Raw genomic sequence first — 22,851 nt, forward strand, 5'->3', positions numbered from 1 at the left:
AAAGCTCGCGAGTGGAGGCATGGATTGGAATTCCTTGCACGTGCACTGAAAAAAATCCATAGCCGACACTCAAGTATTTCCACGAGGCGCCGAAAAGCTTTCCGAGGCGGATGGAATTCCAACGATGGAACCTGACCGCCGGGATGCAGAACGCCAAAACAAACCGGCTCTTGGTTTCCTTTAGGAGATTTCCATGTCACTCGTCATCAACACCAACATCAACTCGCTGACCGCGCAGAACAACCTGAACAAGTCGCAGAGCGCGTTGCAGCAGGCCACCCAGCGCCTGTCCTCGGGCCTGAAGATCAACAGCGCCACGGACAACGCGGCCGGCTACGCGATCTCCACCCGCTTCACCACGCAGATCGGCGGCCTCGGCCAGGCCAGCTCGAACGCGAGCGACGCCATCTCGCTGGCCCAGACCACGCAGTCGGCGCTGGACCAGGTGACCTCCAACCTGCAGGCGATCCGCGACCTGGCCGTACAGTCGGCCAACGGCAGCTACACCAACAGCGATCGCACCTCGATCGACACCGAAGTGCAGCAGCGCCTGGCGGAAGTCACCCGCATCGCCAACCAGACCGACTTCAACGGCCAGAAGGTCCTGAACGGTTCGCTCGGCAACCTGAGCTTCCAGGTCGGCGCCAACGTCGGCCAGACCATCAGCGTGAACGTCAGCCAGGGCGTCAAGGCGAGCCAGCTGGGTGCCGTGGCCGAAGTCACCACCGGCGACATCAGTGCGGCGCTCAACCCGACCTCGGGCAGCGTCACCGGCAGCGCCGCGGCGGACGTCACCGGCACGCCGTACACCTTCACGGTCGACGGCAACAGCGTCACCACCCTGGCCGCCGATACCACCGCGGCTGCCTTGGTGACCGACATTCAGGGCCAGCTGAACACAGCCGCTCCCGGTGCCTACACCGTCAGCGCCGATGCGAGTGGCGTGCTGACCTTCAAGAACAACACCACGGGTGCGGGTTCGGCCGCTCCGGTGATCGCCGGCGCCGGCGCTGCGAGTGCCGTGGGTGCGGCACCCGTGTCCACTGCCGGCGCGGCCACCAGCCTGGCCAGCGAAGGTCTCTCGATCAACGGCACGGCGGTGGATCTCTCGGGTGCGAAGAGCCTGCAGGACGTCGCGGACGCGCTCAATGCGGCCAGCGTCTCCGGCGTCACCGCCGCAGTGAGCCAGGATGGCAAGGGCATCAACCTGTACTCCAGCGATGCCACCAAGGGCCTGACCATCGCCGATACCGGCGGCAACGTGATCGGCGCCAACGCGAAGAATGCCAACACGGCGGCCACCTACACCGCAGGCAGCACCGCAGCGGTCGGCGGCAGCCTGGCGACCGGCAGCGTCGGCACGGTGGATTCCTCCAATGACCTGATCTCGCGTATCGACGTGGCCCTGAACTCGGTCAGCACGCTGAACAGCACGCTGGGCGCGATCCAGAACCGCTTCCAGTCGACGATCTCGACCCTGAACGCGCAGTCGGACAACCTGTCCGCTTCGCAGAGCACCATCCGGGACGCGAACTTCGCTGCCGAAACGGCCAACCTGAGCAAGGCGAACATCCTGCAGCAGGCCGGTATCTCGGTGCTGGCACAGGCCAACTCGCAGCCGCAGCAGGTGCTGAAGCTGCTTCAGTAACAGTGATCTGTCCGGTCGTCGCCGTCCTGTGCGGCGACCGGTGGGCCACTGGCTTCGAAACAGGCTGGCGGCGGGTGCGCAGGCACCACCGCCAGCCTGGCAGGAGCCGCCCGCAAAGCCCTTGTCCCGGACGAGGTTTTTGCAGGCGACTCGCGGGCTCCGCGATTGATCGACGGACCCGGTCTCACCCAACGAGGATCGTCATGACCACCACCAGCGCCACGTCCAGCGTGACCTCCCTGCTCAACAGTTCGTCGGGTTCCGGCAGCAAGGGTACGGGCAACTCGATCCTGAGCGCCGCCGGTGTGGGTTCGGGCCTGGACGTCACCTCGATCGTGACCGCGCTGGTCAATGCCAAGCAGGCGGCGCCGCAGGCCCAGATCACCAACAAGACGAACCAGACCAACAGCCTGCTGACTGGCCTTTCGACGCTGAAATCCGCGTTGACCACGCTGCAGACCGCGGCGGCCGCACTGACTGACGCGAGCACGTTCAACAGCTATGCAGGGACGCTGGCCGATGCCTCGATCGGCAGCGTGAGTACGCGCAGCAACGCGCTGCCAGGCAGCTACGCACTGGACGTGACCCAGCTCGCCACGGCCCAGAAGCGCAGCAGCGCCGCCTACGCGAGCGGTGCGGCGATCGGCAGCGGCACGCTGAACATCGGCATCGGTACCGCCAGCGTCAGCGTCGCCGTATCGGCCACGGCAAGCCTCACGGACATTGCGACGGCGATCAACGGCGCCTCCGGCAACCCCGGCGTGACGGCAACCGTGGTCAACGGCGCCAGTGGTTCGCAATTGCTGTTGAGTTCCAACAAGACCGGCGTGGCGAACGGCTTCACGATCAGCGCCGTCAGCGGCAGCAGCGCGGGACTGGGCAGCCTGGCCACCAGCCTGAATACGGCAGGCAGCAATGAAGCGAAGGATGCCCAGCTGACTCTGGACGGCATCAGCATCAGCAGTGCCAGCAATGCGGTCAGCGGCGCGATCGACGGCGTCACCGTGAACCTCACGACGACCGGAACCACCCAGCTTGTCGTGAAGCAGGACACCAGCGTAGCGCAGGCCGCGGTCGCGGGCTTCGTCACCGCCTACAACAGTTATGTCAGCGCGGTGGGCTCGCTGGCCAGCTACGACTCGACCACCAGGACCTCCGGCGTGTTGCTGGGCGATTCCACCCTGAACTCCGTGCAGCGGCAGATCTCCAGCGTGCTCAGCAGCGCGGTGCCCGGCAACAGCATCGGCTCGCTGGTCAGCCTCGGGATGACCCGCGCGGCCGACGGCACGATCTCGCTGGACAGCACCAAGCTGACCAGTGCGCTCGGCGCGAACCCTGCCGCCGTGCAGGACCTGTTCGGCGGCAGCAAGGGCTACGCCACCCGGTTGAACGCGGCGATCGACGGGTTTACCTCGAGCAGCGGGATCATCGCGACCCGCCAGAAGAGCCTCACCGCCAGCCTCAGCAAACTGAGCGACCAGCAGACCGCACTGAATTCGCGCATGTCCGTGTACCAGCAGCAGCTGCAGGCCGAGTACACCAACCTGGACACGCTGATGTCGAGCCTCAACACCACCAGCAGCTTCCTGAGCACCACGCTGGCGCAGTTGACCAATCCCTCGAAGAACTGACCGGAAGGGCAGCCGACATGACCAACGGATACATGCGCAACGCCAGCGCGATCTACCAGCAGAACAGCATTCGCGGCGGCATCGAGGATGCCGATCCGCACCAGCTCGTGGGCATGCTGCTGGATGGGGCCATCGAACGGGTCGTCCAGGCTCGCGGGCACATGGTCCACGGCAACGTGGCAGCCAAGGGCAGCAGCATCTCGCGCGCCCTGGCAATCGTCGGCGAGCTGCGCAACAGCCTGGATCACAAGGCGGATCGGGTGATCAGCCAGCGGCTGGATTCGCTCTACGAGTACGTGTCGCGCCGGCTGCTCTTCGCGCAACTGAACAATGATCCGGAGGCGCTGGATGAGGTGGCCCGGCTGCTCACGCCCATTCGCGACGGCTGGCACGGCATCCGCGACAGTTATCTGACGGGCAACCGGCAGGTTGCCGGTGCGATGCGATGAACGTCCCGGGCCAGGCCGATCTGGAACAGGCGCTGCAACTGGGCACGCAGATGCTGGGTGCGGCGCGGGAGGGTGACTGGAAAGCGGTTGCCGGGCTGCGTCCGGAATACGACGCGCTGCTTCGCCAGGGTGCTCCGGCGAAAGACATCGCCCGCAGCACCTTGCTCGAGGTGCAACAGCAGCACCAGCAACTGGTGGAGTTGACGGCCCGGGCCCGTGATTCGATCGCCGGGCAGCTGGAGCAGCAGCGCCGCAACCACCGGGCATTGAACGCCTACCTTCTGCCCTGCGACGAGGACTGAGCCTGTACCCCGGCGCCCGGGTAGGTGGGGCGACGGTTATGGGCTATCGTCCTTTCGGCGCGGCAGACGGGTCTGCCGCTGTGTGGATCCCATGACAGGATGGTTATCTCATGCATGACGATGCCTGGCAGGCGTTTTCCGAACGGGTGAGCTGCGAGAACCGCTGGCCTGCCGAGTGCGTGACGATCGAATGGCCGTTGCCGAGCGGCGAGATCCGCCGTCTGGCCGAGCGAAACGCCCATGCGCTGGCCACCATCGGGGCGCTGGAAGAACGTCGCACCGAGGGCGTCGACGAGGACAACCCGCTTTTGCAGGAAATGGTCCGGCTGGATGCCAAGCTCACCGCCCTGGTGGATATCGTCAATCGCCTGCTGCTTCCGCCGGACAGCCTGCCGCCCCGGCAGACCGTCCGCTTCAACCCGGTGGGCGCCGTCCTGCCGGCGGGGTTGCTGCCGGTTGGCGATGCCGTGTTGCTGCGGCTTCATCCGGATGTCTGTCCGAGCCTGCCGCTGGAGCTGCCGGCAAGAATCCTGCGCCGTTTTGATGACGGACTGGCCTTCGTGGCGTTCGCCGATCTTGGCGAAGGCACGTGTGACGCGCTGGAGCGTCTCGTGTTCCGCCTGCATCGGCGCAAAGTTGCCGAAACGCGTCAGTCCCTGTCGTGACGATTTGAGCCGTCGAGACGGCAAGCGTGACCTGCGTCACGTTTGCCGTCCGGAGCAGATCGATCGCCAATGTGACGCCCGTCACGATTAGGGAAGTTTCCTTGACGCTTTTGGTGGGTGCCTGCCGCGCACAATTGCCATCGTGCATTCGTCGTTCCTCACGATAAATTCATTGCAAGCCAACGATCTGTGGGCATTTCCGTTGAATTGCCCCCGGATGATTCGATGGCGCGTCGCGTCATCGCGATGTCGTGGTGATGTTTTTCCAACGCGCCGGCCGGCATCGCTGGCCCTCTTCTTGCTCCCTTCCTCCTGTCAGCCACTGACGAGCAGTCAGCGGGCGGATCGGCATCCGGAGGAGTGGCTTCGATTCAAGCCACGGAACCACAGCAGAAGAGAGTTCACGATCGCCATGAAAAAAATGGACTTCCTCGTTATCGAATCAGACGAAGTGCGCGCAGCATCGGTCATGTCGGCGCTGCAGTTTCTCGGTTACAACCCATGGCGCAGCGAGGACTGCGAGGCGGCCGGCGATTTCACCCCGAACTGGTGTGCCGTCTATGTCGGGCACATCGCCGATACCGTCGAGGCGGAGCGCCAGCTGGCCTTGCTTGGCGCAGCGGCCGCCTACGTGCCGGTGCTGCTGGCCGCCGACTCGGAATGGATCCAGCGCCTGAGCGATGCCGGCTCTCCCTTCGCGGCACGAACCGGGATCGTCGAATTCCCGTTGCGCTACGAGCAGATGGCGGACGTGATGCGCCGCGTTCACGGGCGTCTGCTCGGCGGTCAGCCTGACGGCATCCGCTTCGTCGGCAATTCGGCGCCGATGGCGCGGGTCAATGCGCTGATCCGTCGCGTGGCACCGTTCGATTCGAGCGTGCTGGTGCTCGGCGAATCGGGTACCGGCAAGGAGATGGTCGCGCGGGCGATCCACGAGGGTTCGCCGCGACGCGACAAGCCATTCGTGGCGATCAATTGCGGTGCGATCCCCGCCGAATTGCTGGAAAGCGAATTGTTCGGGCACGAGAAGGGCGCGTTTACCGGTGCGATCAGCATGCGCAAGGGGCGTTTCGAGCTGGCCGAGGGCGGCACGCTGTTCCTCGACGAGATCGGCGACATGAGCCTGCCGATGCAGGTGAAGTTGTTGCGGGTGCTGCAGGAACGCATGTTCGAGCGGGTCGGTGGCAGCAAGACCCAGCGCTGCGACGTGCGGATCATCGCGGCCACCCACCGCAACCTCGAACAGTCGATCGCCTGCGATCACTTTCGCGAGGACCTGTACTACCGCCTCAGCGTGTTCCCGCTCGAGCTGCCGTCGCTGCGCGAGCGCCTGGACGACATGGCGTTGCTGGTTTCGGAGTTCAACAAGCGGCTGGCCCGGCGCGGGCTGGGACTGGTGCGCTTCAGCGCCGGAGCGATGCAGGCACTCAATGCCTATCCGTGGCCGGGCAACGTGCGCGAACTGTCCAACCTGGTCGAGCGCATGGCCATCCTGCATCCGCACAGCGAGGTCCGCGTCAACGATCTGCCGGAGAAATATCGCGGGCAGATGTCCGGCGACGACGCACGCAGTGCCGAACTGCTGGCCCTGATGGAAGATCGCGCGATGCCGGGCGAACTCGGTTGCGCCCATGCGGCAGTCGATACGCTGGGGATCCTGCCGGAGGACGGGCTGGACCTGAAGGATCATCTGGCCGACATCGAAGTGGGCCTGATCCGCCAGGCGCTCGACGCCACCGGTGGCGTGGTGGCCCATGCCGCGCGGCTGCTGCGCATGCAGCGCACCACCCTGGTGGAAAAACTGCGCAAGTACGGATTGCAGAGCAGCCTCGCGGCCTAGCGAGTGGTGGCGACCCGGATGCGGATGGTAGATGAAATTCATCCACGCCGCCCGCTGTGTCGCGACCGGCCGGCCCCGCACGCATACCTGTCGGGCAACGCCGGAGCATGGCACGGCTTGTGCTACCTCCCCTCATATCCACCGTCATGTGCTGGAAAACCGTCATGAGTCAGATCGACGTCAACAACCTTCTTTCCCAGATGCGCCAGATGACGGCGCAGGTACGCGTTCCCGAAACCGCGTTCAAGCCGGCGGCACCGGCCGCAGCGGGCATGGGGGATTTTGCCAGCCTGCTGAAGCAGTCGATCTCGGCGGTGGGGCAGACCCAGATGGAAGCCGGCCGCATGGCGACGAGTTTCGAGCGCGGCGATCCGGGCGCGAACCTGGCCAGCACGATGATCGCGGTGCAGAAGGCGGATCTCTCGCTGCGCACGATGGTGCAGGTGCAGAGCAAGTTGGTGGAGGCCTACAAGGACATCATGAACATGCCGGTCTGACGTTCCCGTCGATCGCCACCCACGTCTCCTAGATAACGAGCACAAGCATGGCCGACAATGCCATCGCGACCACCGATAACGGTTCGCGCCTGGATCCCCTCAAGCAATTCACTCGCAGTCCTGCGACGCGCCAGCTATTGCTGCTGGTGGGGGTGGCTGCGGCGGTCGCGTTGGGCGTGGCGGTGGTGCTGTGGTCGCGCGGGCCGAACTTCGGCCTGCTGTACAGCGGCCTGGATCAGAAAGACGCCTCGGCGATCACCCAGGAACTGCAATCCACCAATACGCCCTACCAGCTGAGCGCGGACGGCTCCTCGATCATGGCGCCGGCCGCGGATCTGGCCGGCCTGCGCCTGACGCTGGCCGGGCGCGGGCTGCCGCAGGGTACCGCCGCCAGCAGCGCCTCGCCGGCGGGAGATTCGCCGTTCGGCATGAGTGACCTGGCCGAGCGCACGCGCTACCAGCAGCAGCTCGAAGCCGATCTCGGCAACACCATCAGCGGCCTGCAGTCGGTGCGCGCCGCGCGCGTGCATCTGGCGTTGCCGAAGCAGTCGGCGTTCATCCGCGACAGCCGGGCGGCGAGCGCGTCGGTGCTGGTCACGCTGTATCCGGGGCGCCAGCTCGATGCCAGCCAGGTCGCGGCGATCGTGCACCTGGTGTCGGCCAGCGTGCCGGACCTGAATGCCAGTCAGGTTTCGGTGATCGACCAGCAGGGCCAGTTGCTGACCACCGATCCGGACAGCCCCGGGGCGATCAGCGACACCCGGCTGCGGCTGGCGACCCGGATCGAGAATACCTATGCGGCGCGCATCGAACAGCTGCTGACGCCGCTGGTCGGTCCCGGCCGGGTGCATGCCCAGGTCTACGTCGACCTGGATTTCAGCCAGACCGAGAAGGCCACCGAGACGTTCGACCCCAAATCGGCGGTCATGCGCAGCGAACAGACCAGCAGCGAAAAGCGCAGTTCGGCCGACGCCTCGGGCGGCGTGCCCGGAGCGCTCAGCAACCAGCCGCCGAACACGGTGGCGCAGCCCACCGCAGCCAAGCCGAACGTCGCGGCGCCCAACGCCGCCGCGAGTGCGGCCACCGCCGCTGCCAGCGGCCCCAGCGAAAGTTCGAGCAGCGCCACCCGCAACTATGAACTCGATCGCACGATCAGCCACGTCAGCGATCCGGCGGGCCGGCTGACCCGGCTCAGCGTGGCGGTGGTGGTGGACGACAAGCTGGTGCCCGGCAAGGCTACCGACGATGGCACGCCGCCCCCGGCCAAAAGCGTGCCGTTCAGCGCGCAGGAACTGCAGCACCTGACCGACCTGACCAAGAACGCGGTGGGCTTCAGCGCCACCCGCGGCGACAGCGTGAGCGTGGTCAACCAGCCGTTCCAGCATGGCCCGGCGATCGAGGCGCTGCCGGAAGTGCCGCTGTGGCAGCGGCCCGGTGCGATGGATCTGATCAAGCAGGGACTGGGCATCCTGGTTGCGCTGCTGGTGGCCTTCGGCCTGCTGCGACCGTTGCTGAAGGGGGTGCTGCGTGGCGACTCGTCGGCGCGCGCGCTGCCGATGCCGGCGCAGAAGATTTCCGTGCGCGTCGACGATGCCCCGCAGGATGACGAGCCGGCGCGGCTCAGCGGCGCGTCGAACGTGCTCGCCTACGAACAACGAATCGGTGTCGCCCGACGCATGGTCGGCGAGAACTCCAAGCAGGTTGCACAAGTCGTGAAGAACTGGGTGAGCGAAGATGCCAGCTGATCAGACGCAGGTGAATGGTGCCCAGCGCGCGGCGATCCTGCTGCTGACGCTGGGCGAGCAGGATGCCGCCGAGGTGCTCAAGCATCTCAGCGCGCGCGACGTGCAGGCGGTGGGCAGCGCCATGGCGGCGCTGACCAGCGTGACCCGCGAGCATGTCGAGCGCGCGCTGGACAAGCTCAACGAGGATATGGGCCGGCAGACCTCGCTGGGCGTCGGCACCGAGGAGTACATCCGCAAGATCCTGGTCAACGCGCTGGGCGAGAACAAGGCCGGTGGACTGATCGACCGCATCCTGCTCGGCCGCAGCAGCAAGGGCCTGGAATCGCTGAAGTGGATGGAGAGTCGTGCGATCGCCGAGATGATCAACCAGGAACACCCGCAGATCATCGCGCTGGTGCTGGCACACCTGGAACCGGACCAGGCGGCCGAGGTCATCGGCTACCTGCCGCCGCGCGTGCGTTCCGATGCGCTGATGCGCATCGCCACGCTCGACGGCGTGCAGCCGCATGCGCTGAACGAGCTCGACGAGATCATGGAGCGCCAGTTCTCCGGCAATACCAAGAAGCTGAAGTCCGCCAATGTGGGTGGCCTGAAGGCCGCCGCCGACATCCTCAACGCGATGGAGGGCAGCCGTGAAACCGAGCTGATATCGGCCATTCGCAGTCAGGACGAGGCACTGGGCGGACGCATCGAGGACCTGATGTTCGTGTTCGAGGACCTGGCCGATCTGGACGATCGCGGCATGCAGGTGCTGCTGCGCGAGGTGCCTTCGGCCACGCTGACCATCGCGATGAAGGGCGCCGAGCCGGCGATCCGGGAAAAGATTTTCGCCAACATGTCCAAGCGTGCCGCCGACATGCTGCGCGACGACCTCGAAGTGAAGGGGCCGGTGCGCCTGAGCGAAGTCGATGCGGCACAGAAAGAGGTGTTGACGACGGCCCGCCGGCTCGCCGATGCCGGCCAGCTCAATCTGTCTTCCGGCGGTGAGGAGTACGTCTGATGGCCGTCGCGTTCCAGGACGCCGTGGCCGAATTCCGGCGCTGGGAACTGCCCGAGGTCGGTACCGCGACGTCGGCCAGCGAGACGGCCTCGCCGGCGCAGCCCACCGTGCGTGAACTGGAAGCGCTGGAACAGCAGGCGCGGGAAGAAGGTTATGCGGCCGGCCACGCGGAAGGGCTGGCAGCGAGCAGGCAGCAACTCGACGAACAACTGGCCCGACTTGCCGCGCTGTACGAGGCGGCGGCCCGGCCGCTGGAATCGCTGGACGCACAGACCGAGCTGGAGCTGGCCCGGCTGGCCTCCCTGATCGCAAGCCGGGTGGTGGGGCGGGAATTGCAACTTGCGCCGGCCCTGATCGTGCAGACCGTGCGCGAGGCGGCGGCTGCGCTGCCCGCCGCGACCCGCGAGTTGCGCGTGCATCTGCACCCGGACGACCTGAACTTGCTGCGCGAGCTCGGCGCGGCCGAGGAACACTGGCAGCTGCTCGTCGATCCGGCGCTGGCGCGGGGGGACTGCCGCATGGAAAGCGAGCGCTCGCGGCTGGACGCGCGGGTGGAAACCCGCCTGGCGGCGGTGATCGATGCGGTGCTCGGCGATGACGCGGTCAACGCGGAGGCCGGCGAATGAAACAGTCCATGACGACAGCGGGGCGCGGCTCGCCGGCTCAGTGGAGGTTCCGCGCATGAGTGCACAAGCCACCGGCCTGGATGCCCGGCAGGCGCGCTGGCGCGAGCAGCTGGCGATACGCCGCGCGCGTGCCGAAGCCGTGCGCCCGCTGACCGTGGAAGGCTGCCTGCGCCGGGTGGTCGGACTGACCCTGGAAGCGGAGGGCTGCGAGGCAGCCCTGGGCGCGCGCTGCCTGGTGGATACCGCCGACGGCGCGAAACTGGATACCGAAGTGGTCGGCTTCGCCGACGAGCGACTGTTGCTGATGCCGGTGGGCGACATGCACGGCGTGCTCCCGAATGCGCGGGTGCGTCCCTGCGCGCGCAGCGGCGGCCTGCCGGTGGGCACGGCACTGCTGGGCCGCGTGATCGGCGCCGACGGCGTGCCGCTGGACGGGCTCGGTCCGCTCGAGGCCGATGAACACGCCGCACTCAAGAGCAAGCCGATCAATCCGATGGCACGCAAGCCGATCGACGCGCCGCTGGACGTGGGCGTGCGCGCGATCAACGCCTTGCTGACGGTCGGTCGCGGCCAGCGGCTGGGCTTGTTCGCCGGCTCCGGCGTGGGCAAGTCGACCCTGCTCGGCATGATGACCCGCTATACCAATGCCGACGTCGTGGTGGTCGGGCTGATCGGCGAACGCGGGCGCGAGGTCAAGGAGTTCGTCGAGCACACGCTGGGCGTGGAAGGGCGCCGCCGCGCAGTCATCGTGGCGGCACCCGCCGACGCCCCCCCGCTGAAACGGTTGCGCGGTGCGCAATACGCCACCGCGATCGCCGAGTGGTTCCGCGATCGCGGTCTGCGCGTGCTGTTGCTGATGGATTCGCTGACCCGCTATGCACAGGCGCAGCGCGAGATCGCGCTGGCCATCGGCGAGCCGCCCGCGACCAAGGGTTACCCGCCGTCGGTCTTCGCGATGATGCCGGCGCTGGTCGAGCGGGCCGGCAACGATGCCGAGGGCCGCGGTTCGATCACCGCGTTCTATACCGTGCTGACCGAGGGCGACGACTATCGCCACGATCCGATTGCCGATGCGGCCCGCGCGATCCTGGACGGCCACATCGTGCTGTCGCGCGATCTGGCCGAGGCCGGGCACTACCCCGCGATCGACATCGAAGCATCGATCAGCCGCGTGATGCCCGCGGTGGTCACGCGCGAGCATCTTCGCGCGGCGCAACGGTTTCGCCAGGTCTATTCGGCTTACCGCCAGCAACGCGACCTGATCGCGGTGGGCGCTTATCAGAAGGGCTCCGATCCGCAGGTCGATCAGGCGATCGAGCTGTGGCCGCAACTGCGCAAATTCCTGCAGCAAGAAGTGGATGAACCGATGACGCTGGAAGAAGCGATCAAGTCGCTGGGCAGCCTCGCCGAGCAGGTGACCGGATGAGCTCGCGCGCGCAACCGCTGCTGCCGGCCGTGGACCAGGCCAGGCAGCGCAGCGAGGACGCGCTGGCGCAGATGGCGACGCATCAGCAGCGCCTGGCCAAGGCCGAACAGCAGCTGCTCGAGTTGCGTCGCTATCGGCTCGAGTACGCCGCCGGCGGCGAGGGTCCGCTGTCGGTGAGTGCCTTGCTCAACCGGCAGAGCTTCGTCGATCGCATCGATCAGGCGATCGTTCAGCAGACCGCCGAGATCAGCCGCCTGCAGCGCCAGTTCGAACAGGTGCGCGCCCACTGGCACCATGCGCACGCCCGCGAGAGCGCCCTGGGTTCGGTGGTCGACCGCTACGTCGAGGAAGAGCGCCGGGCCGCGGATCGGCACGAACAGGCGGAAATGGACGAACGCATGCAATACCGGCGCACACGATGAAAGCGCGATGCCGGCCCGACGGCCTGCCGCATGCGCACGTGCGCCCTGCCTGCGTGTGGATGCCCGCATCCGCACGCGTGGATTCCCCTGAAGGAAATCTTTCACCATGACTGCCACCGCCGCTATCGCCACCGCCGCCACCGCCACCGCTTCGAGCGCCTTGCCGAGCCCCAGGGGCGTCGACCTCCGCGATCCCGCGGGCGACGCCGGCAGCTTCGATCGACAATTCCAGGCCGCCAGGCAACAGCGCGCGCCGGACCATGACGCGCAGCATCCGACGGACAGCCGCGACGCATCCGCACGACCGCACGATGCCGACCGGCCAGCGCACGATCAGCCGCAGAAGGCCGGCGGCAAGCCGGCCAGCCCCGCGAGCGCTGCCCAGGCAGCGGCTGGCGCATCGACCGCGGCTGCCGCTGTCGCCACGCTGACGCCGGCGAATCCGGGTCCGGACGTGGCCGCGGATGAAACCGCTGTGGCCACGGCCAGCCCGCTCGAGGATCATGCGGCGGCCAGCGTGGCTGCCGCATCGCTGGCCGGAGCCATGCTGGCCCTGCTGCCTTCCGCCGCTGCCGCACTGCAACCGGGCGGAAGCGCCACCGCCACCACGGGGAGTTCCGCTGCGGCGACCGGACCCGGCACGGGAGCCACGGCAGTTGTCGATACCGGCGCTGCCACGCCGCTGTCGACGGGCGACGCGGGCAACGCCGCGCTGACTGCCGCCGCCAGTGCCTTCGTCGCAGGCCACGATGTCCTGTCGACCGCCGCCGCAGCGGTGCCGCCACCGGCCGATTCGGGCAAGGCTCCCGGTGACGATCCGGCTCAGTTGACCGCGCTGCTGGCGGCACCGCCGGCGGCGGTGTCGGCGGCACCGCAGATTCTCCAGGTGCAGGTGCCGGCCGGCAGCCCCGCCTTCGGTCATGAGCTGGGCCAGCAGGTGGCGTGGCTGACCGGGCAGGGCGTGAAGCAGGCCTCGATCCGGCTGCACCCGGAGGAGCTTGGCCAGCTAGACGTGAAAATCAGCATGAACCAGGGGCGGGTCGACGTGGTCTTCAACGCCCAGCACCCGGCGGCGGTCACCGCGGTACAGCAGACGCTGCCGCAGCTGGATCATCTGCTGGCGCAACACGGCCTGTCGCTCGGTCACGCCGAGGTCAATCAGCAGCAACGCGGCGATCGCCAGGATGCCCGCAGCCACGCGCGGCCGCTGCTGGCGGCGGGCGAGGTCGAGGACGTCCAGGGCATCGAGCTTCGAGTGTCCAGCGGCGCGGTGGGCCTGCTCGACGCCTTTGCCTGAGACCGTCCGGCGACAGCCCGGTCGCGCTTCCGGCGGTTCCGCGCGCGGACAACCGCAAGGCGTCAGGCGATGCCGTCGGTCCGCCGGGGCGGGCGGGCCGTGACCTGATTTTCGTCCGTGATCCGGCGTGGGCAGGACGACACGCCGCACCGCCCAATCCCCATCCAGCCGGCCCGATGCCAGGCCCTGGCCGGCGTCGCCGGCGAGCGAACGGCCGACGTGGGCGGGCGCGCTGGCGCAGCTATTCCGTCGCCGCCGAGATCGCGTCGCGGCGACCCGCTGACGGGCGTCAAGAAAGCGCCGCGACGATCGCGGAGATCCCCGGAAACCCAGCCCTGACGGCGATTGCGCGCGATGGCACGCCGTTTGCTTTTGTCCCTTCGAAGCTCCGTTGCGCGGGCTCCCCCCTCCCACCCATCCCGGATAGAGATTTTCATGGCTGAGCCCGAACAAGACGATGTGATCGAGACCCCGGTGGCGGTTTCCCCGAAGCGCGGGCCGCTGCTGATCGGTGTGATCGTGCTGCTCCTGATCGCCGTTGCCGTCGGTTATGCGTTCACGCGCGGGCATGGCAACGCCGACAAGGGCGGCAAGGTCGCGGCGAAGCATCCGGTGGGCAAGGATGTGCTGTACCTGCCACTGGAACCGGCGTTCGTGGTGAATCTGCGCGATGCCGACTCGCTGCGTTATCTGCAGGTGGGCATCACCTTGATGACGCACGACCCCAGGGCGATCGATGCGGTCAAGGGTGCCGATCCGGTCATCCGCGACGCGCTGCTCGCGCTGTTCAGCAGCCAGGACTACTCGGCCATGATCGATCCCGCCGGCCGCACCCAGCTGCAGGCGAAGGCGCTGGCCGCGGTGCAGAAGATCGTCCATGCGCGCATCGGCAGCAACGGTGTCGACGCGCTGTATTTCACCAGTTTCGTGATCCAGTGACCGGGATGGCCTGCCCATGAGCGATCTGCTTTCCCAGGACGAAATCGACGCGCTGCTCAACGGTGTCGAGGTCGGTGCGGTGGAGACCGGCAACGACGAGCCGCTGCCGCCCGATACCGTGCTTCAGTACGACTTCACCCAGCAGGACCGCATCGTGCGCGGACGCCTGCCGACGCTGGAAATGGTCAACGACCGGTTCACCCGGTTCTTCCGCACCGGCGTCTTCAACGTGCTGCGCAAGACCTGCGAAGTGTCGGTGCTTGGCGTGAAGATGGTGAAGTTCAACGAGTACGTGCACAGCCTCACCTTGCCGAGCAACCTGAACCTGGTGCGGATCAAGCCGTTGCGCGGTACCGCGCTGGTGGTGTTCGAGCCGCGCCTGGTGTTCACCGTGATCGACAACTTCTTCGGTGGCGACGGCCGCTATCACGCGCGTATCGAGGGTCGTGATTTCACCAGCACCGAAAGCCGCGTGATCCAGATCATGCTGGCCGAGCTGTTCACCGCGATGGTCGAGGCGTGGGCGCCCGTGCTGGAGCTGGAATTCGACTACCAGAGTTCCGAGATCAACCCGCAGTTCGCCAACATCGTGAGCCCGACCGAAACCGTGGTGGTGTCGCGCTTCCACGTCGAGCTGGATGGCGGCGGCGGCGAGGTCCACCTGACCATTCCCTACGCGATGATCGAGCCGATCCGCACCCTGCTCGACGCCGGCGTGCAGAGCGATCGCGCCGACCGCGACGGCCGCTGGGCCGAGACCCTGCAGGAAGAGGTGCTGGACGCCGAGGTGGGGCTCAGCTCCCTGCTGCTCGAGGCGCGACTCAGCATCGGCGAATTCCTGCGCCTGCGCCCCGGCGACGTCATCCCGGTGCAGCTGCCCGAGCTGGCGACCGTGTACGCCGAGGACGTGCCCGTCTTTCGCGGCCGCTATGGCCAGTCCAACGGCCGCAACGCCGTACGTTTCCACACCCAGGCTGGCCGGCGCGAACGACGCTCGGCCGGCGACCATGCCACCGAGAAGAAGCCAGTATGAGCCAGCCCACTGAAGGCGTTTTTGCAGGAACCAGCGAGCGCGTCGAATTCGACACGCTGAACGGTGCACCGATCGAGGGCGGCGAGGTCAACCTCGACATGATCCTCGATGTGCCGGTGACGCTGGCCATGGAAGTCGGCCGCACCCGCATCAGCATCCGCAACCTGCTGCAGCTGAACCAGGGCTCGGTGGTCGAGCTGGACCGCTCCGCCGGCGAGCCGCTGGACGTGTTCGTCAACGGCACCCTGGTCGCGCATGGCGAGGTCGTGGTGATCAACGAGAAGTTCGGCATCCGCCTGACCGACGTGATCAGCCCGGCCGAGCGCGTGCGCAAGCTGCGCTGATCATGCTTGCCCTGATCGCAGCTGCGCCCTCGATCGCCGCACCCGACATCAACGTGGGCGGCGAACTGTTGCGGGTGATCCTGAGCCTGGTCGGCATCATCGTGCTGATCCTCGCCGCCGGCTGGTTGAGTCGTCGGCTGCGGGTGAGCAGCGGCGCGGGCGGCCGGCGCATTCGCTGCGTGGAGACGTTCGCGGTGGGCACGCGCGACCGCCTGCTGCTGATCAACGCCGATGGCCAGCGCCTGCTGATCGGCGTGGGGCAGGGCGGCATGCGCACGCTGCACGTATACGACGGCAGCGAGCCGGCGGCGCTCGAGGCGATGTCGCCGGCCAGCCCGGTCCCCGGCTTTGCCGAGCTGCTGGCCCGCTGGAGGCGCACGCCATGAACCACGCGAACATCCGCCGGCGCAGCTGGCCCCGCCTGCTGGCGATCGCGCTGTGGCTGCTGCCGCTGTGGGCATTCGCGGCGCCCGTGGCGATGGCGGCCCCGCCGGCACCGGCGGCGCTGACGATGCCGGCGCTGCCGTCGGCGTCGGCGGGCATCCCGGTATTGACCATGCACAACGCCGCCGGCGGTGCGCAGAACTGGACGCTGTCGCTGCAGGTCGTGGCGCTGATGACGGCGCTGACGATGTTGCCGGCGATCGTGCTGATGATGACCTCGTTCACCCGGATCATCATCGTGCTGAGCTTCCTGCGCCAGGCACTGGGTACGCAGTCCACGCCGCCGAACCAGGTGTTGCTGGGGCTGGCGCTGTTCCTCACCCTGTTCGTGATGTCGCCGGTGCTCACGCGCAGCTACAACGACGGCGTGAAGCCCTACATGGATGGCCGGATCACCGCCGAGCAGGCGTTGCCGGCGGCATCGGGACCGTTCAAGCACTTCATGCTCGACCAGACCCGCGACGCCGACCTGCAGCTGTTCACCCGGCTGGCGAAGGAAAAGCCGTATGCGAGCAAGGCCGATGTGCCATTCGTGGTGGCGATGCCGGCGTTTCTCACCAGTGAGCTGAAGACCGCGTTCCAGATGGGCTTCCTGCTGTTCATCCCGTTCCTGATCATCGATCTGGTGGTGGCCAGCGTGCTGATGTCGATGGGCATGATGATGGTCTCGCCGATGATCATCTCGCTGCCGTTCAAGATCATGCTGTTCGTGCTGGTCGATGGCTGGACCCTGCTGCTGGGCACGCTGGCCGGGAGCTTCTACACATGACGCCCGAATCGATCATGGAGTTCGGCCAGCACGCGCTGTACGTGGCGATGCTGGTGGCGGCGCCGTTGCTGCTGACCGCGCTGGCGGTCGGCCTGCTGATCGGCGTGATCCAGGCGGCGACCCAGATCAACGAGATGACGCTCAGCTTCATCCCGAAGCTGATCGCGATGGCGCTGGTGGGCCTGATCACCGGCCCGTGGATGCTGCGCGTGCTGGTGCAGTTCACCCGCCAGCTGATCCAGAGCCTGCCGGACGCGGTCAGATGAGCGCGCTGGACCTGGCGCAGATCCCCGCGTGGCTGGGCGGCCTGTTCTGGGCGATGGGCCGGGTCGGCGGGCTGTTCCTGGTGGCGCCGGTATTCAGCGCCACGGTGCTGTCGCCGCGGCTCCGGATCGGGCTGGTGCTGGTGCTGACCCTGGTGCTGGCGCCGCTGGCGCCGACCACGATCGATCCGCTCACGGCGCAGGGCGTGGCCACGCTGGCCAGCCAGATCCTGATCGGCGCCGCGGTGGGTTTCACGCTGCGACTGGTGTTCGAGGCGGTGGCGTTCGGCGGCCAGCTGGTCGCGCAGAGCATGAGCCTGGGTTTCGCCGAGGTGGTCAATCCGCAGGCCGGCGGCAGCTCCACGGTGCTGACCCAGTTCTACCTGTTGCTGGTCACCCTGCTGTTCCTGGTGATGGACGGCCATCTGCGCCTGATCAGCCTGCTCGCCGACAGCTTCCACAGCCTGCCGCCGGGGCAGGCCGCGATCGATGCCAACGGCCTGTATGCGGTGGTCAGCTTCGGCACCAGCCTGTTTTCCGGCGCGGTACGGGTGGCGCTGCCGGCGATGACCTCGCTGCTGGTGGTGAATATCGGCTTTGCCGCGATCAGCCGCGCGGCGCCGTCGATGAACCTGTTCGCGGTCGGCTTCCCGATCACCATCTCGCTGGGTTTCATCGCGCTGTGGCTGGCCTTGCGCAGCCTGCCGGGTGCATTCGATGCGCTGCAGGTCAGCGCATGGTCGCTGATGCACGAACTGATCGGAGGATGAGGTCATGTCCGAAGACAGCGACCAGGAAAAAACCGAACAACCTACCGAAAAACGCCTGCGCGAAACCCGCGAGAAGGGCGATGTTCCCCGTTCGCGCGACCTCTCCGGCGCGCTGGTCGTGCTGGCCGGCGTGGCCGCCCTGATGAACGGCGCCCACGGCGCGTTCCTGCACGCGCGGCGGATCTTCGCGCTGGGTCTGGACTACCCGCGCGAGGCGCTGTTCTCCGACGAGCTGCCTGGCCGGGTCCTGCATGCGTCGCTGCACGAGGCGCTGGCGCTGTTCGGGCCGGTGGCGGCGGCGACCCTGGTGGCGGTATTCGCCGCGCCGCTGCTGCTGGGCGGCATCGGCTTCAGCGCCGAGGCGCTGCAGCCGAAGTTCGAACGGCTCGATCCGATCAAGGGCCTCGGCAAGATCTTCGCCATGCGCGGGCTGGTCGAGCTGGCCAAGGCGCTGCTCAAGCTGCTGTTCATCGGTGCCGTGCTGCTTATGTTGCTGCGTCACTGGCAGGGCCAGTTGCAGGCGACCGGACGCGGTTCGGTGATGGCCGGGATCACCCAGTCGATCAGCCTGCTCGGCAACGCGGCGCTGTGGTTCGGCTCGATCCTGGCGCTGATCGGCGGCATCGACGCGGCCTACCAGAAGTTCGACCATGGCAAGCGCCTGCGCATGACCAAGCAGGAAATCCGCGACGAGATGAAGGACAGCGAGGGCAACCCGGAACTCAAGGGGCGCATTCGCCAGGTGCAGCAGATGCAGTCGCGCCGCCGCATGATGGAGGAGCTGCCGCGCGCCGACGTGGTGGTGGTCAATCCCAGCCACTTCGCGGTGGCGCTGGTCTATGACGACGGCCGCATGGGCGCGCCGCGGGTCGTCGCCAAGGGCATCGACCTGCTGGCGCAGCAGATCCGCACGGTCGCCGCCAGCCACCGGATTCCGCTGGTCGAGGCGCCGCCGCTGGCTCGCGCGCTTTACGCCACCACCGAGCTGGGGCGGGAAATCCCCGCCGCCCTGTTCGTGGCGGTGGCGCAGGTGCTGGCCTATGTCTACCAGTTGAAACAGGCGACTGCACACGGCGAGACCGCGCCGGTGCCGCCAAGCCCCGAGGTCGATCCCGACCTGATGGGACCTTATCGTGATGTGTAACAGGCCATGCAAATGACGGGCGAGACCTTACTGGGCAACTTCAGGCATCTGGCTCGGCGCGGCATCGGTGCGCCGGTAGCCGTGCTGGTGATGCTGGCGATGATGATGTTGCCGTTGCCGCCGATCCTGCTCGACATGTTGTTCAGCTTCAACATCGCGCTGTCGCTGGTGATCCTGCTGGCGGTGATCTACGTGATGCGGCCGCTGGAGTTCGCCGCGTTCCCCACCGTGGTGCTGATGGCCACCTTGCTGCGGCTGGCGTTGAACATCGCCTCGGCGCGTGTGGTGCTGCTGCACGGCCACGACGGCCCCGCCGCCGCGGGCAAGGTGATCGAGGCGTTCGGCGAGTTCGTCATCGGCGGCAACTTCGCGGTCGGCCTGGTGGTGTTCGCGATCATCACCATCATCAACTTCGTGGTGGTGACCAAGGGCGCCACCCGCGTGTCCGAAGTCACCGCGCGGTTCACCCTCGATGCGATGCCCGGCAAGCAGATGGCGATCGATGCCGACCTCAACGCCGGCCTGCTGACCCAGGAGCAGGCGCGCGAGCGCCGCCAGGAGGTGCGCGAGGAAGCGGATTTCTACGGTTCGATGGACGGCGCGTCCAAGTTCGTGCGTGGTGACGCCACCGCCGGCATCCTGATCCTGCTGATCAACATCATCGGCGGCTTCTTCGTCGGCGTGCTGCAGCACGGCCTGTCGGCCGGCGAGGCGGCCCGGACCTACACCCTGCTGACCATCGGCGATGGCCTGGTGGCCCAGGTGCCCGCGCTGATGCTGTCGGTGGCCGCCGCGATCATCGTCACCCGCGTATCCAAGTCGCAGGACATGGGCAAGCAGGTGATCGGCCAGGTGTTCGGCCAGCCGCGTGCGCTGGCCGTGGCCGGCACGGTGCTGACCGTGATGGGGCTGATCCCGGGCATGCCGAACATGGCCTTCCTGCTGCTCGGCGCCAGTTGCGGCGGTGCCGCCTGGCTGCTGTTCAAGCGCGAGCGCGAGACCCGCGCCCAGCTGGCCGAGGCGGTGGCCGAGGCGCCGGCGTCGGCCAAGCCGGCCGAGCGCGTGGAGCTCGGCTGGGAAGACGTCGCCAGCGTCGACCCGCTGGGCCTGGAAGTGGGCTACCGGCTGATCCCCCTGGTCGACACCCATCAGGGCGGCGAGCTGATGGGGCGGATCAAGTCGGTGCGGCGCAAGCTGTCGCAGGAGTTGGGCTTCCTGGTGCCCGCGGTGCACATCCGCGACAACCTGGACCTGGCCCCGAACATCTACCGGATCACCCTGATGGGCGTGCCGATGGGCGAGGCCGAGGTGCACAACGACCGGCTGATGGCGATCAATCCCGGCCAGGTGCACGGGACCCTGCAGGGCATTCCCACCCAGGATCCGGCGTTCGGCCTGGAGGCGGTGTGGATCGACAGCGGCCAGCGCGAACTGGCGCAGAGCTACGGCTACACCGTGGTCGATCCGGCCACGGTGATCGCCACCCACATGTCGAACATCCTGCAGACCCATGCGCACGAGCTGCTGAGCCACCAGGACGTGCAGCAACTGCTGGACCGGCTCGCCGCCACCGCGCCGAAGCTGGTCGAGGACCTGGTGCCGAAGCGGCTGGCGCTGGGCGTGGTGGTCAAGGTGCTGCAGAACCTGCTGGCCGAGCGGGTGCCGATCCGCAACATGCGCAGCATCGTCGAATCCTTGGCGGAGCACGCCGGGCAGAGTCAGGATCCCGGCGTTCTGACCGCCGCGGTGCGGGTGGCGCTGGGCCGGCAGATCCTGCAGGAGATCACCGGCCTGGGCACCGAGGTGCCGGTCATCACGCTCGCGCCGGAGCTCGAACAGATCCTGCTGACCTCCCTCTCGGGCGGCGGCGGAGTAGCTGGGGCGGCGGTTGAGCCGGGCCTGGCCGATCGTCTGCAGCAGAGCGTGGCGGACGCTGCGCGACGCCAGGAAGCGAGTGGCGAACCGGCCGTATTGCTGGTCGCGCCGCAGTTGCGACCGTGGCTCGCGCGCTTCACGCGTCACGTGGCACAGAACCTGCACGTACTGGCTTACAACGAGGTTCCTGACAACCGCCGGGTGCGATTGGTGCAGGCATTGGGACGATGATCGAGGTGAACGAGATGATGCACGAATCGGCAGCAGGACAGCGGCAACGGATGGGCGGTACGCGCTCGCGCGGCGTGCCGTGCAGCGCGAACGGTGAAGGTTCTGCCGCGCATGCCCCGGGCGCCATCTCGCGCGGGGGCAGGTCGGCATGAAGATCAAACGATTCGTGGCAGCCGACATGCGCGCGGCCATGCGCGAGGTGCGCGAGGAGCAGGGCCCGGAAGCGGTGATCCTGTCCACCCGCCGCATCGACGAAGGCATTGAGGTGATCGCCGCCATCGACTACGACGAGTCGCTGGTGCGCGAAGCGGCACGGCACGGCGCCCCGGTGGCGGCGGACCTGCAGCCGGCCGCGCCCGCCCAGCCCGCCACGTCCATCGCGCCCGCCAGCCCGCCGCCGCCCGCCGTCGAACAGAGGCCGGCCGCAGCGGTGGCGCGTCCCTCGCGCCGCCAGCACATTCCGTCGCCGCCGCCATCGCTGGTTGCGGTTCCCGCGCCGGCGAGCGCGGTGGCTGCCAACGAAGTCCCGCCGGCGCATCCGATGATCGAGCGGGCGATGCAGGACACGGCGCGCATGCGCAACGAACTGGGCAGCCTGCGCGAAATGCTCGAGACCCAGTTGTCCAGCCTGGCCTGGAACGACATGGAGCGGCGCCAGCCGCTGCGGGCGCGGGTGCTGCGGGAGATGACCCGGATCGGCATCGATGCCGATGTGGCACGCAAGCTGGTCGCCGAACTGCCCGCCCAGATCAATGCCGAGCAGGCGCGCTACCTGCCGCTGGGGATGCTCAGCAGCAGCCTCGCGGTCAGCGGTCGCGCCGTCTCCGCCAGCGCCGGCGTCACCGCCCTGGTCGGCCCGACCGGAGTGGGCAAGACCACCACCATCGCCAAGCTGGCCGCACGCGCCGTGCTGAGCCACGGCGCGGAGCAGGTCGCCCTGATCAGCACCGATCACTATCGCATCGGCGCCTCGGCGCAGCTGGAACATTACGGTCGACTGCTCGGCGTGCGCGTCTACCCGGCCTACGACGCGGAAAGCCTGCGCAAGGTGCTGGAGTTGCTGCGCGGCCGGCATACCGTGTTGATCGACACCGCCGGCGTGGCCGGCAACGATCCGCGGCTGGCGCAGCAGATGGAGATCTTCTCGCAGGTGGGCGAACTGCATGCCTGCATGGTGCTGGCCGCGAACGCGCAGTCGCAGTCGCTGGACGAGGCGGTGCGCGCCTATCTGCCGCTGAAACCGCGCGCCTGCATCCTGACCAAGCTGGACGAGGCGCCGAACCTCGGCGGCGCGCTGTCGGTGCTGATCCGCCACCGCCTGCCGCTGGATTACACCACCGACGGACAGCGCGTGCCGGAGGACATCGCGGCTGCCGATGCGCGGGTGCTGGTATGCCGCGCCGCGCAGTCGCTGAAGGGATACGTGCCGGACGAAAGCCTGATGGCCGAGCGCTTCGGTCTGGCGGTGGCAAGCGCATGAACGGAGCACTC

The 22,851-nt window shown here is 67.7% G+C and carries 23 protein-coding genes; all 23 read left to right on the plus strand.

Annotated features, from left to right (window positions below):
- The first annotated feature begins 193 nt into the window (after positions 1-193).
- A complete protein-coding gene (locus ACFPPA_RS03460) occupies positions 194-1,648 on the plus strand; it encodes a flagellin N-terminal helical domain-containing protein (RefSeq protein ID WP_377317306.1) in 1,455 nt (484 codons plus the stop codon).
- 203 nt (positions 1,649-1,851) lie between these two features.
- Positions 1,852-3,279, plus strand: a complete 1,428-nt coding sequence (gene fliD, locus ACFPPA_RS03465; protein ID WP_377317308.1) for a flagellar filament capping protein FliD — start codon at positions 1,852-1,854, stop codon at positions 3,277-3,279.
- A gap of 17 nt (positions 3,280-3,296) precedes the next feature.
- Entirely contained in the window at positions 3,297-3,728 is a 432-nt protein-coding gene (gene fliS, locus ACFPPA_RS03470) for a flagellar export chaperone FliS (RefSeq protein ID WP_377317310.1), read from the plus strand.
- The gene (gene fliT, locus ACFPPA_RS03475; protein WP_377317312.1) at positions 3,725-4,030 is read left to right on the plus strand and encodes a flagellar protein FliT; all 306 of its coding nucleotides are present in this window, start codon (positions 3,725-3,727) and stop codon (positions 4,028-4,030) included. The genes fliS and fliT overlap by 4 nt, the downstream gene beginning before the upstream one ends.
- Positions 4,031-4,227: 197 nt before the next feature.
- Positions 4,228-4,695, plus strand: a complete 468-nt coding sequence (locus ACFPPA_RS03480) for a PilZ domain-containing protein (protein WP_377317314.1) — start codon at positions 4,228-4,230, stop codon at positions 4,693-4,695.
- A 412-nt stretch (positions 4,696-5,107) separates the two neighbouring features.
- On the plus strand, positions 5,108-6,535 hold the full coding sequence (locus ACFPPA_RS03485; RefSeq protein ID WP_377317316.1) for a sigma-54 dependent transcriptional regulator: 1,428 nt from the start codon (positions 5,108-5,110) through the stop codon (positions 6,533-6,535).
- Between the two features lie 164 nt (positions 6,536-6,699).
- A complete protein-coding gene (gene fliE, locus ACFPPA_RS03490; RefSeq protein ID WP_377317318.1) occupies positions 6,700-7,032 on the plus strand; it encodes a flagellar hook-basal body complex protein FliE in 333 nt (110 codons plus the stop codon).
- Between the two features lie 47 nt (positions 7,033-7,079).
- Complete coding sequence (gene fliF, locus ACFPPA_RS03495) at positions 7,080-8,777, plus strand: flagellar basal-body MS-ring/collar protein FliF (RefSeq protein ID WP_377317320.1); 1,698 nt, start codon at positions 7,080-7,082, stop codon at positions 8,775-8,777.
- Between the two features lie 10 nt (positions 8,778-8,787).
- The gene (gene fliG, locus ACFPPA_RS03500) at positions 8,788-9,777 is read left to right on the plus strand and encodes a flagellar motor switch protein FliG (RefSeq protein WP_377319436.1); all 990 of its coding nucleotides are present in this window, start codon (positions 8,788-8,790) and stop codon (positions 9,775-9,777) included.
- Positions 9,777-10,403 carry a FliH/SctL family protein gene (locus ACFPPA_RS03505; protein ID WP_377317322.1) on the plus strand — a complete coding sequence of 209 codons (627 nt, stop codon included), beginning with the start codon at positions 9,777-9,779 and terminating at the stop codon, positions 10,401-10,403. Before fliG ends, ACFPPA_RS03505 begins: the two co-directional genes overlap by 1 nt.
- A 55-nt stretch (positions 10,404-10,458) precedes the next feature.
- Positions 10,459-11,829 carry a flagellar protein export ATPase FliI gene (gene fliI, locus ACFPPA_RS03510; RefSeq protein WP_377317324.1) on the plus strand — a complete coding sequence of 457 codons (1,371 nt, stop codon included), beginning with the start codon at positions 10,459-10,461 and terminating at the stop codon, positions 11,827-11,829.
- On the plus strand, positions 11,826-12,251 hold the full coding sequence (gene fliJ / locus ACFPPA_RS03515) for a flagellar export protein FliJ (RefSeq protein ID WP_377317326.1): 426 nt from the start codon (positions 11,826-11,828) through the stop codon (positions 12,249-12,251). Before fliI ends, fliJ begins: the two co-directional genes overlap by 4 nt.
- Positions 12,252-12,357: 106 nt before the next feature.
- Complete coding sequence (locus ACFPPA_RS03520) at positions 12,358-13,548, plus strand: flagellar hook-length control protein FliK (RefSeq protein WP_377317328.1); 1,191 nt, start codon at positions 12,358-12,360, stop codon at positions 13,546-13,548.
- Between the two features lie 435 nt (positions 13,549-13,983).
- Entirely contained in the window at positions 13,984-14,487 is a 504-nt protein-coding gene (locus ACFPPA_RS03525; protein WP_377317330.1) for a flagellar basal body-associated FliL family protein, read from the plus strand.
- A 16-nt stretch (positions 14,488-14,503) separates the two neighbouring features.
- Positions 14,504-15,520: a flagellar motor switch protein FliM gene (gene fliM / locus ACFPPA_RS03530; protein ID WP_377317332.1), complete on the plus strand. Its 1,017-nt coding sequence runs from the start codon at positions 14,504-14,506 to the stop codon at positions 15,518-15,520.
- Positions 15,517-15,864 carry a flagellar motor switch protein FliN gene (fliN, locus tag ACFPPA_RS03535; RefSeq protein ID WP_377317334.1) on the plus strand — a complete coding sequence of 116 codons (348 nt, stop codon included), beginning with the start codon at positions 15,517-15,519 and terminating at the stop codon, positions 15,862-15,864. Before fliM ends, fliN begins: the two co-directional genes overlap by 4 nt.
- Before the next feature lie 2 nt (positions 15,865-15,866).
- Entirely contained in the window at positions 15,867-16,250 is a 384-nt protein-coding gene (locus ACFPPA_RS03540) for a FliO/MopB family protein (protein ID WP_377317336.1), read from the plus strand.
- Positions 16,247-17,077: a flagellar type III secretion system pore protein FliP gene (gene fliP, locus ACFPPA_RS03545; protein ID WP_377317338.1), complete on the plus strand. Its 831-nt coding sequence runs from the start codon at positions 16,247-16,249 to the stop codon at positions 17,075-17,077. The genes ACFPPA_RS03540 and fliP overlap by 4 nt, the downstream gene beginning before the upstream one ends.
- Complete coding sequence (gene fliQ / locus ACFPPA_RS03550; protein WP_377317340.1) at positions 17,074-17,343, plus strand: flagellar biosynthesis protein FliQ; 270 nt, start codon at positions 17,074-17,076, stop codon at positions 17,341-17,343. Before fliP ends, fliQ begins: the two co-directional genes overlap by 4 nt.
- On the plus strand, positions 17,340-18,110 hold the full coding sequence (gene fliR, locus ACFPPA_RS03555; RefSeq protein WP_377317342.1) for a flagellar biosynthetic protein FliR: 771 nt from the start codon (positions 17,340-17,342) through the stop codon (positions 18,108-18,110). The genes fliQ and fliR overlap by 4 nt, the downstream gene beginning before the upstream one ends.
- A gap of 4 nt (positions 18,111-18,114) precedes the next feature.
- The gene (gene flhB, locus ACFPPA_RS03560) at positions 18,115-19,254 is read left to right on the plus strand and encodes a flagellar biosynthesis protein FlhB (protein WP_377317344.1); all 1,140 of its coding nucleotides are present in this window, start codon (positions 18,115-18,117) and stop codon (positions 19,252-19,254) included.
- Between the two features lie 12 nt (positions 19,255-19,266).
- On the plus strand, positions 19,267-21,360 hold the full coding sequence (gene flhA, locus ACFPPA_RS03565) for a flagellar biosynthesis protein FlhA (protein WP_377317346.1): 2,094 nt from the start codon (positions 19,267-19,269) through the stop codon (positions 21,358-21,360).
- Positions 21,361-21,508: 148 nt separating this feature from the next.
- Positions 21,509-22,840: a flagellar biosynthesis protein FlhF gene (flhF, locus tag ACFPPA_RS03570; protein ID WP_377317348.1), complete on the plus strand. Its 1,332-nt coding sequence runs from the start codon at positions 21,509-21,511 to the stop codon at positions 22,838-22,840.
- Positions 22,841-22,851: the final 11 nt, after the last annotated feature.

Source organism: Rhodanobacter ginsengisoli (assembly GCF_042657065.1).
GTDB classification, from domain to species: domain Bacteria; phylum Pseudomonadota; class Gammaproteobacteria; order Xanthomonadales; family Rhodanobacteraceae; genus Rhodanobacter; species Rhodanobacter ginsengisoli.

Bases quoted from the DNA above. Each gene is read 5' to 3' on its own strand.
- fliF (WP_377317320.1), top strand. From the start codon at position 7,080: ATGGCCGACAATGCCATCGCGACCACCGATAACGGTTCGCGCCTGGAT.
- fliD (WP_377317308.1), top strand. From the start codon at position 1,852: ATGACCACCACCAGCGCCACGTCCAGCGTGACCTCCCTGCTCAACAGT.
- fliQ (WP_377317340.1), top strand. From the start codon at position 17,074: ATGACGCCCGAATCGATCATGGAGTTCGGCCAGCACGCGCTGTACGTG.
- flhB (WP_377317344.1), top strand. From the start codon at position 18,115: ATGTCCGAAGACAGCGACCAGGAAAAAACCGAACAACCTACCGAAAAA.
- fliR (WP_377317342.1), top strand. From the start codon at position 17,340: ATGAGCGCGCTGGACCTGGCGCAGATCCCCGCGTGGCTGGGCGGCCTG.
- fliI (WP_377317324.1), top strand. From the start codon at position 10,459: ATGAGTGCACAAGCCACCGGCCTGGATGCCCGGCAGGCGCGCTGGCGC.
- fliE (WP_377317318.1), top strand. From the start codon at position 6,700: ATGAGTCAGATCGACGTCAACAACCTTCTTTCCCAGATGCGCCAGATG.
- fliT (WP_377317312.1), top strand. From the start codon at position 3,725: ATGAACGTCCCGGGCCAGGCCGATCTGGAACAGGCGCTGCAACTGGGC.
- flhA (WP_377317346.1), top strand. From the start codon at position 19,267: ATGACGGGCGAGACCTTACTGGGCAACTTCAGGCATCTGGCTCGGCGC.
- ACFPPA_RS03540 (WP_377317336.1), top strand. From the start codon at position 15,867: ATGCTTGCCCTGATCGCAGCTGCGCCCTCGATCGCCGCACCCGACATC.
- fliM (WP_377317332.1), top strand. From the start codon at position 14,504: ATGAGCGATCTGCTTTCCCAGGACGAAATCGACGCGCTGCTCAACGGT.
- ACFPPA_RS03485 (WP_377317316.1), top strand. From the start codon at position 5,108: ATGAAAAAAATGGACTTCCTCGTTATCGAATCAGACGAAGTGCGCGCA.
- fliS (WP_377317310.1), top strand. From the start codon at position 3,297: ATGACCAACGGATACATGCGCAACGCCAGCGCGATCTACCAGCAGAAC.
- ACFPPA_RS03460 (WP_377317306.1), top strand. From the start codon at position 194: ATGTCACTCGTCATCAACACCAACATCAACTCGCTGACCGCGCAGAAC.
- ACFPPA_RS03520 (WP_377317328.1), top strand. From the start codon at position 12,358: ATGACTGCCACCGCCGCTATCGCCACCGCCGCCACCGCCACCGCTTCG.
- fliN (WP_377317334.1), top strand. From the start codon at position 15,517: ATGAGCCAGCCCACTGAAGGCGTTTTTGCAGGAACCAGCGAGCGCGTC.
- fliJ (WP_377317326.1), top strand. From the start codon at position 11,826: ATGAGCTCGCGCGCGCAACCGCTGCTGCCGGCCGTGGACCAGGCCAGG.
- ACFPPA_RS03505 (WP_377317322.1), top strand. From the start codon at position 9,777: ATGGCCGTCGCGTTCCAGGACGCCGTGGCCGAATTCCGGCGCTGGGAA.
- ACFPPA_RS03525 (WP_377317330.1), top strand. From the start codon at position 13,984: ATGGCTGAGCCCGAACAAGACGATGTGATCGAGACCCCGGTGGCGGTT.
- flhF (WP_377317348.1), top strand. From the start codon at position 21,509: ATGAAGATCAAACGATTCGTGGCAGCCGACATGCGCGCGGCCATGCGC.
- fliP (WP_377317338.1), top strand. From the start codon at position 16,247: ATGAACCACGCGAACATCCGCCGGCGCAGCTGGCCCCGCCTGCTGGCG.